12 protein-coding genes and 1 pseudogene are annotated in these 13,597 nt (G+C 49.8%); 12 read left to right on the forward strand and 1 reads right to left on the reverse strand.

Annotated elements, in window-relative coordinates; translation table 11 throughout:
- Nucleotides 1-539: pseudogene (locus MHN33_RS11650) on the reverse strand (signal recognition particle-docking protein FtsY); the annotation flags it as partial.
- A gap of 300 nt (nucleotides 540-839) precedes the next feature.
- On the opposite strand from MHN33_RS11650, the gene rsmD reads away from it, so the two are divergent.
- The 12 genes from rsmD (at nucleotide 840) to MHN33_RS11710 (ending at nucleotide 13,588) form a co-directional block, all read left to right on the forward strand.
- A complete protein-coding gene (gene rsmD, locus MHN33_RS11655; RefSeq protein ID WP_239398133.1) occupies nucleotides 840-1,430 on the forward strand; it encodes a 16S rRNA (guanine(966)-N(2))-methyltransferase RsmD in 591 nt (196 codons plus the stop codon).
- Nucleotides 1,431-1,649: 219 nt separating this feature from the next.
- Nucleotides 1,650-1,865, forward strand: a complete 216-nt coding sequence (rpsU, locus tag MHN33_RS11660) for a 30S ribosomal protein S21 (protein WP_010362466.1) — start codon at nucleotides 1,650-1,652, stop codon at nucleotides 1,863-1,865.
- A gap of 18 nt (nucleotides 1,866-1,883) precedes the next feature.
- The gene (locus MHN33_RS11665; protein WP_239398135.1) at nucleotides 1,884-2,330 is read left to right on the forward strand and encodes a GatB/YqeY domain-containing protein; all 447 of its coding nucleotides are present in this window, start codon (nucleotides 1,884-1,886) and stop codon (nucleotides 2,328-2,330) included.
- Between the two features lie 73 nt (nucleotides 2,331-2,403).
- The gene (gene dnaG, locus MHN33_RS11670) at nucleotides 2,404-4,161 is read left to right on the forward strand and encodes a DNA primase (RefSeq protein WP_239398136.1); all 1,758 of its coding nucleotides are present in this window, start codon (nucleotides 2,404-2,406) and stop codon (nucleotides 4,159-4,161) included.
- A 103-nt stretch (nucleotides 4,162-4,264) separates the two neighbouring features.
- The gene (gene rpoD, locus MHN33_RS11675) at nucleotides 4,265-6,109 is read left to right on the forward strand and encodes an RNA polymerase sigma factor RpoD (protein ID WP_239398137.1); all 1,845 of its coding nucleotides are present in this window, start codon (nucleotides 4,265-4,267) and stop codon (nucleotides 6,107-6,109) included.
- A 92-nt stretch (nucleotides 6,110-6,201) separates the two neighbouring features.
- A complete protein-coding gene (prmA, locus tag MHN33_RS11680; RefSeq protein WP_239398139.1) occupies nucleotides 6,202-7,074 on the forward strand; it encodes a 50S ribosomal protein L11 methyltransferase in 873 nt (290 codons plus the stop codon).
- Between the two features lie 242 nt (nucleotides 7,075-7,316).
- A complete protein-coding gene (gene dusB, locus MHN33_RS11685; RefSeq protein ID WP_239398141.1) occupies nucleotides 7,317-8,288 on the forward strand; it encodes a tRNA dihydrouridine synthase DusB in 972 nt (323 codons plus the stop codon).
- Nucleotides 8,289-8,303: 15 nt separating this feature from the next.
- Nucleotides 8,304-8,594 (forward strand): DNA-binding transcriptional regulator Fis, encoded by a 291-nt coding sequence (gene fis / locus MHN33_RS11690; protein WP_010374122.1) that lies wholly within the window; start codon nucleotides 8,304-8,306, stop codon nucleotides 8,592-8,594.
- Between the two features lie 236 nt (nucleotides 8,595-8,830).
- A complete protein-coding gene (purH, locus tag MHN33_RS11695) occupies nucleotides 8,831-10,417 on the forward strand; it encodes a bifunctional phosphoribosylaminoimidazolecarboxamide formyltransferase/IMP cyclohydrolase (RefSeq protein ID WP_239398142.1) in 1,587 nt (528 codons plus the stop codon).
- A gap of 102 nt (nucleotides 10,418-10,519) precedes the next feature.
- Entirely contained in the window at nucleotides 10,520-11,344 is an 825-nt protein-coding gene (locus tag MHN33_RS11700) for a methyltransferase (RefSeq protein WP_239398143.1), read from the forward strand.
- A gap of 15 nt (nucleotides 11,345-11,359) precedes the next feature.
- A complete protein-coding gene (purD, locus tag MHN33_RS11705) occupies nucleotides 11,360-12,643 on the forward strand; it encodes a phosphoribosylamine--glycine ligase (RefSeq protein ID WP_239398145.1) in 1,284 nt (427 codons plus the stop codon).
- 117 nt (nucleotides 12,644-12,760) lie between these two features.
- Complete coding sequence (locus MHN33_RS11710) at nucleotides 12,761-13,588, forward strand: DUF2797 domain-containing protein (RefSeq protein WP_239398147.1); 828 nt, start codon at nucleotides 12,761-12,763, stop codon at nucleotides 13,586-13,588.
- Nucleotides 13,589-13,597: the final 9 nt, after the last annotated feature.

The following is a 13,597-nucleotide window of genomic DNA, read 5'->3' on the forward strand; positions in this document are numbered from 1 at the left end:
CGCTCCGCCTGTTCTTTGACTAGCCGTTCCGCTTCTTCACGCTCTGCCTGCGCTTTGACTAGCCGTTCCGCTTCTTCACGCTCCGCCTGCGCTTTGGCTAACCGCTCGGCTTCTTCACGCTCTGCCTGTTCTTTGGCTAACCGTTCCGCTTCTTCACGCTCTGCCTGCTCTTTGGCTAACCGTTCCGCTTCTTCACGCTCTGCCTGCGCTTTGACTAGACGTTCCGCTTCTTCACGTTCCGCCTGTTCTTTGGCTAACCGCGCTGCTTCTTCACGCTCCGCCTGTTCTTTGACTAGACGTTCCGCTTCTTCACGCTCTGCCTGCGCTTTGACTAGACGTTCCGCTTCTTCACGCTCCGCCTGCGCTTTGGCTAACCGCTCGGCTTCTTCACGCTCTGCCTGTTCTTTGGCTAGACGCTCGGCTTCTTCACGCTTCGCCTGTTCTTCGGCTAAGCGAGCGGCTTCTCGTTCAGCTTCTTGCTGTTTTTTATCTGAATTTCCGAACCCTAACCAGGATAGAATTTTGCTCTTTTTACCCATAACTCGCTAAATACCGTTTTAGAATGTGCAATCAAATTAGTGAGAACTTATTGGCGCAGATGATCCATGCGCCCAGGCGCTGTGGTGGAAGACCTGACAGGCCATGTGCATGGCTCATGTGCATGGCTGATAACAAGCTCTGTCATTATTGCCCGACAGTGTACCATGTTCCAATAGGATGAAAAATCACAGCTTAATGATATCTGCGCGGATAACGCTCAGGCACAGCAATAAACCTTGTTCCACCTCACCCCCGATGCGGTATACTGAGCATTATCTTTTGCGCGTAGTGGTTAAAAAATGAGAAAGCAACAGTCAAAAAAACCGGTATCCGGACATATTCGTGTGATCAGTGGTCGATTTCGGGGGCGTAAATTGCCCGTTAAAGACGTTGAGGGACTCAGACCAACCACCGACAGAGTTAAAGAAACCGTGTTTAACTGGCTGATGCAGGATGTCAGAGATGCCAAAGTACTGGACTGCTTTGCCGGCTCCGGCAGCCTCGGCTTTGAGGCTTTATCACGGTTTGCACACAGTGGCGTGTTTTTTGAGTTCGACAAGCAGGTAGCGCAGCAGCTTCAAGACAATATCGCAACGCTCAAGTTAGACAATGCCCAGGTCGAGCAAGGCGATACCTTAGGTAAGCTGGCTGTCCAGGCCCCCCAGCAATTCGACTTAGTGTTTGTTGACCCGCCGTTCAGACGCGATATGCTGCAAACCAGTTGTGCGTTACTTGAAACCAATCACTGGTTAAATAAAGACGCCCTTATATATGTAGAGTTTGAACGCGAAAAAACACCTGAATTCCCCGCAAACTGGACCATTTTAAAAGAAAAGCTCGCCGGACAGGTGTGCTGTCGACTCTATCAACGCACCGAACGGATCCAGTAACAGTAATACTAAATAGCTGAAATAGTGGACAGTTTAGTGTAAATGCCCATGCCCAGTTTCACGTCTGGCTTCAGGCATGACAGTTGCCGTAATTTTAACTATAATTTGGTCTTTACATGCGGTGATGCTTCGGCTTACAATACCGCACCATTTTTGAACCAATTGACCGTTTTTTGGTCGGTTAGAGCAAAGCTCACTAATTAGGTAGGTGAATTTTTAATGCCAGTAATTAAAGTAAGAGAGAACGAACCGTTTGACGTAGCACTTCGTCGTTTCAAGCGTTCATGTGAAAAAGCAGGTATCCTTTCAGAAGTTCGTCGTCGCGAGCACTATGAAAAGCCAACAGCTGAGCGTAAGCGTAAGAAAGCGGCTGCTGTTAAGCGTCACATGAAAAAGCTTTCTCGCGAAAACGCACGTCGCGTTAAATTATACTAATCGCTGCGAGTCTTGCATATGAGCCTGTTAGCTACGTTAAAAGACGCGCAAAAAGCGGCAATGAAAGCCAAAGACAAACCTCGTCTTACTGCTATTCGTGCTGCCCTTGCTGAAGTTAAGCAACGAGAAATCGATAACCAAACGACACTAGACGACGCAGGTATTACCTCCGTGTTAGTGAAACTGGTAAAGCAACGCCGCGATTCTTATACTCAGTATAAAGACGCTGGCCGCGAAGATTTAGCGGACGTAGAAGCGGGTGAGATCATCGTGCTGGAGTCCTTCTTACCTCAACCTTTGAGCGAAGAAGAGATAGCAACCTTGATCGAGTCTGCAATCGCCGACACCGGTGCCGCTGGTATGCAAGATATGGGCAAAGTAATGGGTGTGATCAAAGCAAAAGCTGAAGGTCGTGCTGATATGGGCAAAGTTTCAGGTTTGATTAAACAGAAACTTAGCGCATAAGCCCCGCATCAAGTATGATTATAAGTAAACCGAGCCTAGCGCTCGGTTTCTTCGTCTAAGCGATAGGGTAAAAATGGCAGGAAAAATCCCAAGACAATTTATCGACGACCTGTTGGCCAGAACCGACATCGTTGAGTTAATCGATAACCGTATCGGTCTGAAAAAAGCCGGCAAAGATTATCAGGCCTGCTGCCCTTTTCATAACGAGAAATCCCCCTCTTTCACCGTCTCCCGGGACAAGCAGTTTTATCACTGTTTTGGTTGTGGTGCCAATGGCAACGCTATTTCATTTTTAATGGAATACGATAAGCTGGAATTCGTCGATGCGATTGAAGAACTGGCAGGTCAATTCAGTCTGGAAATTCCCAGAGAGCAAGGCCTGGGCGGGCCACAGCGTAGCTTTGAAGAAAAAAAATCCGACTATGACCTGATGCAGCAAACTGCGCGCTTTTATCAGCAGCAACTGAATCAGCATCAGAAATCGGCCGAGGTTAAAGCGTATGTCAGCGGGCGTGGCTTATCACAGCACACCGTCGACAAGTTCCAGATGGGTTATGCCCCACCCGAGTGGGATCAGCTTATTCGCACACTGGCGCGCAATCCGGCACAGCGGCAGCAACTGGTTGAACTGAAGCTGGCATCAGAAAAATCGCCGGGTCGCCAGTTCGACTTTTTCCGCGACCGACTGATGTTCCCTATTCGCGATAAACGCGGCCGGGTGATCGCCTTCGGTGGCCGAGTCATGGGGCAAGATCAGGGCCCTAAATATCTCAACTCGCCGGAAACACGGATCTTCCATAAAAGTTTTGAGCTATACGGTTTTTATGAAGCCAAACAGGCCCATCGCCAGCTGGCACAAGTGCTGATAGTCGAAGGATATATGGATGTTGTGGCCTTGTCAGAGTATGGCATCGATTATGCCGTTGCCGCACTGGGCACCGCCACCACGGCAGAACATATGCAGACCTTGTTCCGCAACACCGATCAGGTCATATGTTGTTACGATGGCGACCGGGCCGGTAAAGACGCGGCCTGGCGTGCACTGGAGCATGCATTGCCCAACCTGAAAGACGGTAAGTCACTGCGTTTTGTGTTCCTGCCAGATGGTGAAGACCCGGATTCTCTGGTGCAGCAAGAAGGCAAAGACGCCTTTGAGCTGCGACTAAAAAACGCCGAAGACTATAGCAAGGTGCTGTTTGCCCGACTGTCAGAGCAATGTGATTTAACCACGGATGCCGGCAAAGCCAAATTGCTCAGTGAGGCCCTGCCGTTGGTTGAAAAAGTGCCCAGTGAGTATTATCAGGAATCACTACTGACCACACTGGCACGCCTGATCGGCCGCACCCGAGAGCAACTGAGTGCCAAACTGGCAACACCGCGAAAACAGCATGCCATTGAGCGTAAGTTTAAAGTGACGCCAATGCGCCGAGCCATTGGCCTGTTGTTGCAGCACCCAACTCTGGCATCTGTCGTTGAACATCTGCCGGAACTGGCAGAGCTACCCTTACCGGGCATGCGCTTGTTCCTGACATTACAGGCAACCTGTTTATCACGACCCGATTACACCACAGCGCACATCCTTGAAGCATTCAGGGACACGCCTGAGTATTCGGCCCTGAACAAGCTGGCAACCTGGCAGCATAATATAGATGAAGAAAAGCTCACTGATGAATTTAAAAATACTTTTCAGTTTATTGAAGATCAGTGTTTAAATTTACGCCTTGAGACCTTATTAATAAAAGACAAAACCGAAGGCCTAAACAGCGATGAACGGCTTGAATGCGCACTCCTGACCCAAGCGTTAGGTGCGCGAAGAACTGGTCAAAAATAATTTTTGCTGTTATAATGTTCTATTCACTGCGTCAACCAAAATAGTGTGGTTTTTAGCTGACGCCCGTTGTAACAACTTTATCAGAGTGGAAGCAATAATCTCTATGGATCAAACTCCTCAGTCACAACTCAAACTTCTGATTCAGAAAGGTAAAGAGCAAGGTTACTTAACTTTTGCAGAAGTTAACGATCACCTTCCACAAGACATCATAGATTCGGATCAAGTAGAAGATATCATTAGCATGATCAATGATATGGGTATCCAGGTAGCAGAGTCTGCACCCGATGCCGATGAACTGATGATGCAGGAAACCACGACCGACGAGGATGCAGCCGAAGCCGCGGCTGCCGCATTGGCAACGGTAGAAAAAGAGATCGGCAGAACCACAGACCCAGTACGTATGTATATGCGCGAAATGGGTACGGTTGAGCTGCTGACGCGCGAAGGTGAAATTCAGATCGCCAAACGCATCGAAGAGGGAATTAATCAGGTACAGATCTCGGTTGCCGAGTATCCTGAAGCCATTACCTACTTGCTTGAACAATGGGACAAGTACGAAGCCGAAGAGATGCGCCTGAGCGACATCGTCTCTGGTTTCTTCGACTCGTTAGAAGACGATGAAGCGCCTATTTCAGCGACTCACATTGGTTCCGAGCTCAGCGAAGAAGACCTCGACGATGAAGACGATGATGGCGATGAAGACGATGACGATTCTGAAGACGCAGATACGGGTCCGGATCCTGAAATTGCGCGTGAGCACTTCGAAGAATTAAGAACCCTTTACATCAATGCGCGCAAGTGTTTTGAAGTGAAAGGCCGTGCACACCCGGATTCACAAGCCGCGATTGCCGAAATCGGCGAGCTGTTCCGTAAATTTAAACTTGTGCCAAAACAGTTTGACCGTATGGTCAACAACATGCGTGATATGATGGACCGCGTTCGTGTTCAGGAACGTATCATTATGAAACAAGCGGTACAGATTGCGAAGCTGCCGAAGAAAACCTTCATCAAGCACTTTGCAAACAACGAAACGGATATGGCCTGGGTTGATGCTGAAATTGCAGCAGGTGACAAACACTCTGCAAAATTGGCTGAAGTGAAGCCAGAAATCGAACGCTGTGTGAACAAGCTGACCGCGATTGAAGAAAGCACAGGCCTGAGCATTGAGCGCATTAAAGACATCAATCGCCGTATGAGCATTGGCGAAGCCAAGGCCCGCCGTGCGAAAAAAGAAATGGTTGAAGCCAACTTACGTCTGGTTATTTCAATTGCGAAAAAGTATACCAACCGTGGCCTGCAATTTTTGGATCTGATCCAGGAAGGTAACATTGGTCTGATGAAAGCCGTTGATAAATTCGAATACCGCCGTGGTTATAAGTTTTCGACTTATGCGACCTGGTGGATCCGTCAGGCAATCACCCGCTCTATCGCTGACCAGGCACGCACTATCCGTATTCCGGTGCACATGATTGAGACGATCAACAAGCTGAACCGTATATCTCGTCAGATGCTGCAGGAAATGGGTCGTGAGCCAAGCCCGGAAGAGTTGGCTGAACGCATGATGATGCCAGAAGACAAGATCCGTAAAGTGCTAAAAATCGCCAAAGAGCCAATCTCCATGGAAACACCGATTGGTGATGATGAAGATTCGCATCTGGGTGATTTCATCGAAGACACCACGATTGAGTCGCCGGTGGATTCAGCGACAATGGAAAGCCTGCGCGGCGCGACCAACGAAGTACTTGCTGGCCTGACGGCCCGTGAAGCAAAAGTACTGCGCATGCGTTTTGGTATCGACATGAATACCGACCATACTCTGGAAGAAGTGGGTAAACAGTTTGACGTGACACGTGAACGTATTCGTCAGATTGAAGCCAAAGCGCTACGTAAACTGCGCCATCCGTCACGCTCTGACTTACTGAAGAGCTTCCTGGATGTAAAAGGCTAAGCGCCCATTCAAAATCATTAAAGGCCGCATTTGCGGCCTTTTTAGTTTACTCTGGGATCGATAGACCCAATTTATAAAAATAGGTAACAACTATGGCTTGGATCCAGATCCGCATTGATGCCGACAAAACCAGCGCCGATCATTACAGCGATCTGCTGATGGAGATCGGCTGTCCGTCTGTCACGTATGTCGACGGACAAAACAACCCCATCTACGAGCCTAAGCCCGGTGAAGTCCTGCTGTGGCCACAAACCATCGTGATTGGCTTATTTGAAGCAAACCATGATATGCAGGCGGTTGTCGACTACCTGAAAACTGCCAGTGATATGCCGCTTAAATACAAACTCGAACAACTGGAAGACAAAGACTGGGAACGTGAGTGGATGGATAACTTCCACCCGATCAAATTCGGTGGACGCTTGTGGATCTGCCCCAGCTGGCGTGACGTGCCCGATCCGGATGCCGTCAATGTACTGCTAGATCCGGGACTGGCTTTCGGCACGGGTACCCATGCCACCACAGCGTTATGTTTGCAGTGGCTCGAACAGCAAGACTTGAGCGGCAAAACCGTGGTCGACTTTGGCTGTGGTTCCGGGATCCTGGGGATCGCGGCGATCAAACTGGGCGCAGAGCGGGTGATCGGCATCGACATCGATCCACAGGCTTTGGTTGCCAGTCGCGATAATGCCGCACGCAATGGCGTGGCCGATCAGCTGGAAGTGTATCTACCTGAGAACCAGCCGGAGTTTTCTGCTGACATAGTCGTAGCCAATATCCTGGCACAGCCGCTCAGAGAGTTGCATGAGGTGATCCTCGGTTTTCTTAAACCCGGCGGCGAAATCGCCATGTCGGGCATACTGGAAGAACAGGCGCAATCAGTCGCCGATGTCTACGCCCCGTTCCTGACACTTGAGGCCATTGCTCAGGAGGGTGAATGGACCCGAGTGAGCGGCAAAAAAGGTTAGTGCCTTATCACGCGTAAAGCCCTTAATTAACAGGCTTTACGCATTTTTTACAGTACTTGCTTCTCATCGTTGAAACGACAAACGGTTAAATTTAAAACAATTCTGACCTTCAGTCAGTTTGTTATAAAAAGTCAACCCGTCAAGCTCAAAAAAAAAGCACTTATGTTCAATTTATAGCCTTTGATTTTTGCAAAAAAAACCGTAAACTTAGCGCCCCTTGAAAAGAGGCGGATTGAACAGCAGTGCGTATTGGTCCTTACCAACTTGAAAACAACTTAATGGTCGCGCCAATGGCGGGGATCACCGACAGACCTTTCAGACAATTGTGTCGGCGCTTAGGGGCCGGACTGGCGGTGTCAGAAATGTTGTCTTCAAATCCGAAGGTATGGAAAACCGATAAATCAATGAACCGCATGGATCACAGCGGTGAGTCGGGTATTCGTTCCGTGCAAATCGCCGGGGCAGATCCTGAGTTGATGGCGCAGGCGGCACAGTTCAATGTCAGTAATGGCGCGCAGATCATAGATATTAATATGGGCTGCCCCGCTAAGAAAGTGAATAAAAAGCTGGCAGGCTCAGCGCTATTGCAGTATCCGGAATTAGTGGAAGAGATTGTTCAGGCCGTGGTCAATGCGGTCGATGTCCCGGTCACTTTGAAGATCCGCACTGGATGGGATCCGGAAAATCGCAATGGTATTGAGATTGCCCGCATTGCCGAGCGCAATGGCATTGCTTCTTTGGCCGTACATGGACGCACCCGTGCATGTATGTATAAAGGCAACGCCGAGTATGCCACGATCAAAGCGATCAAAGCAGTGGTTGGCATTCCTGTGGTGGCTAACGGAGATATCGACTCTCCTCAAAAAGCCAAGCAGGTACTGGATTATACGGGCGCAGATGCCATCATGATTGGTCGAGCAGCCCAAGGTCGTCCCTGGATTTTCCGGGAGATAGATCATTACTTGCGTACTGGAGAAACGCTTGCAGCCCCGGAACTATCTGAGGTTCGCAGCATTTTGATGGAGCACCTCGTGAATCTTCATCAGTTCTACGGTATGCCAATGGGTGTACGCATCGCACGCAAACATGTGTCCTGGTATTTGCAGGCCCATGACCAAGATGGTCAATTTAGGCGAGTATTCAATGCTCTGGACGATGCCACTGCGCAGGTCGAGACATTAGAACACTATTTTGAAACACTAGCAGCTAACTAAGAAAGAGACATAAAGATGTTCGAACAAAATGTGACTTCTCCATTTATCACTAACGCTCATGTTCAGTCACAAGAGAAACCGCAACCACTTCGCGATGCAGTGAAAAAAGCTGTACACCACTACCTGAAACAGCTTAACGGTCAGGACGTACAAGACGTTTATGAGTTGGTTCTTTCTGAGCTTGAAGCACCACTACTTGAAGAAGTAATGACTTACACACGTGGTAACCAAACTCGTGCTGCCATCTTACTGGGTATCAACCGTGGTACACTGCGTAAGAAACTGAAAAAGTACGGCATGAACTAATCCGTTCATATCCGAGCAAAAAAAGCACCTGCGGGTGCTTTTTTGTTTTTCTTTTTAGTCGTACAATTATTGCCACAAACGAAACACTTACCTGAAATTAAAGATATTCCGTAAAAGCAACCCTGTTTTTCTCAATCCCACTCATGCATTTTCAATCGTTTTCTGAGCCAAGTTAGGCTAAAATACAGCACTTCTAAGCTAGCCCTTAACTTATCATTGAGGAAACCTGAACCATCATGGATATACATCGTCCAATTCGTCGCGCGCTGCTAAGCGTATCAGACAAAACCGGTATTGTTGAATTTGCCCGCGCCCTGAGCGAGCAAGGCGTTGAACTGCTATCAACAGGCGGCACCTGTAAACTCATCGCCGAGCACGGCATTCCTGTTACTGAAGTATCTGACCACACTGGTCACCCGGAAATCATGGACGGCCGGGTCAAAACTCTACACCCGAAAATCCACGGTGGTATTCTGGCACGTCGCGGTCAGGACGAAAGCGTGATGGCAGAAAACAACATCTCAGCCATTGATATGGTGGTAGTCAACTTATACCCCTTTGCACAAACCGTTGCAAAAGCTGACTGCTCACTGGAAGATGCGATTGAGAACATCGACATCGGTGGCCCGACTATGGTGCGTGCTGCGGCGAAAAACCACAAAGACGTCACCATCGTTGTGAATGCAGCCGACTATGGCCGTGTTATCAACGAGATGAAAGCCAATAATGGCTCAACCGAATACAAAACGCGCTTTGACCTGGCCATTGCCGCCTATGAGCACACAGCGCAGTATGACGGTATGATCGCGAACTACTTCGGTAAAATGGTCCCGGACTACACCGAAGAAGCGGCTGAAGACAGCAAGTTCCCGCGCACCATCAATATGCAGTTCACCAAGAAACAGGATATGCGCTACGGTGAAAACTCGCACCAGGACGCGGCCTTCTATGTTGAAAACGACATTGAAGAAGCCTCTGTGGCAACGGCAAAACAAATACAGGGTAAAGCACTGTCATACAACAACATCGCAGATACCGATGCGGCCCTTGAGTGTGTCAAGAGCTTCTCAGAGCCAGCCTGTGTGATCGTTAAGCACGCCAATCCCTGTGGCGTAGCAGAAGATAAAGACATCCTGAGCGCCTATGACCGCGCGTTCAAAACCGATCCAACGTCTGCATTTGGTGGCATTATTGCTTTCAACCGTGAACTGGATGCTGACACGGCAGAAGCCATCATCTCACGCCAGTTCGTTGAGGTGATCATCGCGCCTAAAATCTCTGATGCGGCAGCACAGATTGTGGCAGCGAAAAAGAACGTGCGATTGCTGGAGTGTGGTGAATGGCAAACGGCGACAACCGGTGTCGACATCAAGCGTGTCAATGGTGGCGTCCTGATCCAGGACCGTGACCAGGGCATGGTTCAGGTAAGCGACTTGAAAGTCGTGTCAAAGCGCCAGCCAACTGAGCAAGAGCTGAAAGATCTGATGTTCTGCTGGAAAGTAGCCAAGTTCGTTAAATCGAATGCCATTGTGTACGCACGCGACGGCATGACCATAGGTGTGGGTGCCGGTCAAATGAGCCGTGTGTACTCTGCGAAAATTGCCGGTATCAAAGCCGCAGATGAAAACCTCAAAGTCAAAGGCTCTGTGATGGCTTCCGATGCCTTCTTCCCGTTCCGCGATGGCATTGATGCCGCAGCCGAAGCCGGGATCACAGCGGTGATCCAGCCTGGCGGCTCAATGCGCGATGAAGAAGTCATTGCTGCAGCCGACGAAGCGGGCATGGCCATGGTCTTCACCGGCATGCGTCACTTCCGTCACTAATCGATGAGCGCGAAACCTTCACCGTTTCGCGCTTTTTGTTTGCGCTAATTTCCAGTATTGTGGGTAAAGACAATCACAATAATGACAGTGAAGGAACTGACTATGAAATTTGCCATTAAATCTATCATCGCAGCAGGTATTCTGGCCGCCCTGAGCGGCTGTAACAGCACAACTGACAGCGGCGCATCCAGCGAGATCACCTCTGCCGTTGCAAGCGCAGAACGCAAAGCGGATAACCGCACTCGTGACCAGTATCGTAATCCGGAGCAAACACTGGCGTTTTTTGGCCTTCAGCCAAATATGACGGTGGTTGAAATCGCCCCAGGTGGCGGCTGGTATAGCGAAATTCTGGCTCCTGTTGTAAAAGGCCAAGGGACGCTTTATGCGGCGCATTTCCCGGCAAACAGTGAAGGCTACTTCAAACGCTCACTGGATGGCTTTAAGCAAAAAGTGGCAGAAGATGCGCGCTTCAGTGAAGTCAAGATCACCGAGTTTGCACCAGGTACGCATACTAATATTGCGCCTGCGGGCAGCGCTGATATGGTTCTGACTTTCCGTAATGTACACAACTGGTACATGCGTCAAGGCGACGAAGGTGTGCTATCGGCATTTCAGTCATTTAACAAAGCACTGAAGCCGGGTGGCATTCTGGGTGTGGTAGAGCACCGCTTACCTGAGCACCGTGATGACAAAGATCAGCAACGTTCTGGTTATATGAAGCAAAGCTATGTCGTCGACCTTGCTAAACAAGCTGGATTCGAATTAGTTGCAAGCAGCGAAATCAACGCCAACCCGTTGGACAGTGCCAACCACCCGAAAGGCGTGTGGACTTTACCACCACGTTTAGCTTTGGGTGATGAAAAGGCCGAGCAGTACAAGGCCATCGGGGAAAGCGATCGAATGACCCTGAAATTCAAAAAGCTTTAATAGGAATCAATTGCCATGAATATACTCGTCATTGGCAGCGGCGGCCGTGAACACGCTCTGGCGTTCAAGGCTGCACAAAACCCATCTGTAAAAACGGTCTTTGTTGCGCCTGGCAACGCAGGCACGGCGCTTGAGCCAAAACTACAAAATGTCGCCATTGGTGTGGAAGACATCGATGCACTGCTGGCTTTTGCCAAAGAAAACAAAGTCGAGCTGACCATTGTTGGCCCCGAAGCGCCACTGGTGATCGGCGTAGTAGACCGCTTCAGTGAAGCCGGCCTGGCCATTTTCGGTCCGACTCAGGGCGCTGCTCAATTAGAGGGCTCTAAGTCATTTACGAAGGATTTTTTGGCACGTCATCAGATCCCGACAGCGGCCTATCAGACCTTTGAAGAGATCGAACCTGCTCTGGCCTATGTCAAAGCTCAGGGTGCTCCCATTGTCGTCAAAGCAGATGGCCTGGCTGCAGGTAAAGGCGTGATCGTGGCAATGACTGAAGCCGAAGCCGAAGACGCCATTCGCGATATGCTGGCGGGTAATGCATTTGGTGACGCCGGTAGCCGCGTGGTGATCGAGGAGTTCCTCGAAGGTGAGGAAGCTTCGTTCATCGTGATGGTTGATGGTAAGAACGTTTTGCCATTCGCCACCAGTCAGGACCACAAGCGCGCTTATAATGGCGACGAAGGCCCTAACACAGGTGGTATGGGTGCTTACTCACCGGCGCCGGTTGTGACTGCCCAAATCCACCAGCGTATTATGGATGAGGTGATCACACCGACCGTTGAAGGTATGGCAGCAGAAGGCCACCCTTATACTGGCTTTTTGTATGCGGGCCTGATGATTGCTGCAGACGGTACCCCTAAAGTGATTGAGTACAACTGCCGCTTTGGTGACCCTGAAACGCAACCTATCATGCTACGTCTGCAATCTGATCTGGTGACCCTGATTGAGGCAGCTAACCGTCAGGAACTGGATCAAACTGAGATCCAGTTTGATCCTCGTGCTGCTGTAGGCGTTGTGCTGGCTGCAAAGGGCTACCCGGGCAGCTATCCGAAAGGCGACGCTATCTCAGGTCTGCGTGTTGCTTACCCGGAAGGTGAGAAAGTCTTCCATGCAGGCACCAAGCAAGATGGTGACGCAGTGGTGACTGCGGGCGGACGTGTACTGTGTGCCACGGCTTTAGGTCATACTGTAACAGAAGCCCAAAAGCGCGCGTATGCGCTGGTACAGGAGATTAACTGGGACGGAGTTGAATACCGTACCGATATCGCCTATCGCGCCATTGCTCGCGAGCAATAAAAGTTAAAAAACGCCAAGCCGGGTCACTGACCCGGCTTTTTATTTTCCCGCCTTTGTTCACCTCTAGGTCACGCTTTGCTAGGATAGCCGCTTTGAACCATCTTTAGGGGCGTAAAGATGCAAGGTACTCTACGTAAGATGCAGGCACAATTGAATTGTGCATCAGCACCAACCATAAACTATCAGCTACCCGTAGGCGACGAGCTGTTGCCATTGAACGACCTGATTGGCAAGCGACTGACACTCACCTTTAGCGGCAATATCTTCTGTTGTAACTGCGGCAAAAAAACCAAAAAAAGCTACTCGCAGGGCCATTGCTTCGTATGTATGAAAAAGCTGGCCAGCTGCGACATGTGCATCATGAAGCCTGAGACCTGTCATTACGATCAGGGCACCTGCCGTGAACCCGAGTGGGGTGAAACCCACTGTATGATCCCCCACTACGTTTATCTGGCGAATACCTCTGGCCTGAAGGTCGGTATCACTCGCCATACCCAGATCCCAACCCGCTGGATAGATCAGGGCGCCACACAGGCTGTGCCCATCTTCAAAGTCCAGACCCGATTGCAGTCTGGCTTAGTGGAAGTGGCATTAGCGGAATTCATTGCCGATAAAACCAACTGGCGCAATATGCTTAAGGGCATTAATCCAGAACTGGACCTCAAAGCATCCGCAGCAGCGCTGATCCCACAGATCCAGACCAAGCTGGACGAGCTGGCGGAGCTGTTTGGCGCCACTGCAATTGAGCGGCTGGATGAAGAGGTGACAGACCTGAACTTCCCGGTAACCAGTTACCCAAGCAAAATCAGCTCCTTTAACTTTGACAAAGAGTCGGTTGTCAGTGGCACCTTACAAGGTATTAAAGGTCAGTACCTGATCTTTGACACAGGGGTTATTAATATTCGTAAGTTCACGTCTTACGAAGTCTCGGTCAGCATCGACTGACATGCACTG

The organism is Pseudoalteromonas sp. OOF1S-7, from assembly GCF_022347765.1.
Classification (GTDB): Bacteria; Pseudomonadota; Gammaproteobacteria; order Enterobacterales; family Alteromonadaceae; genus Pseudoalteromonas.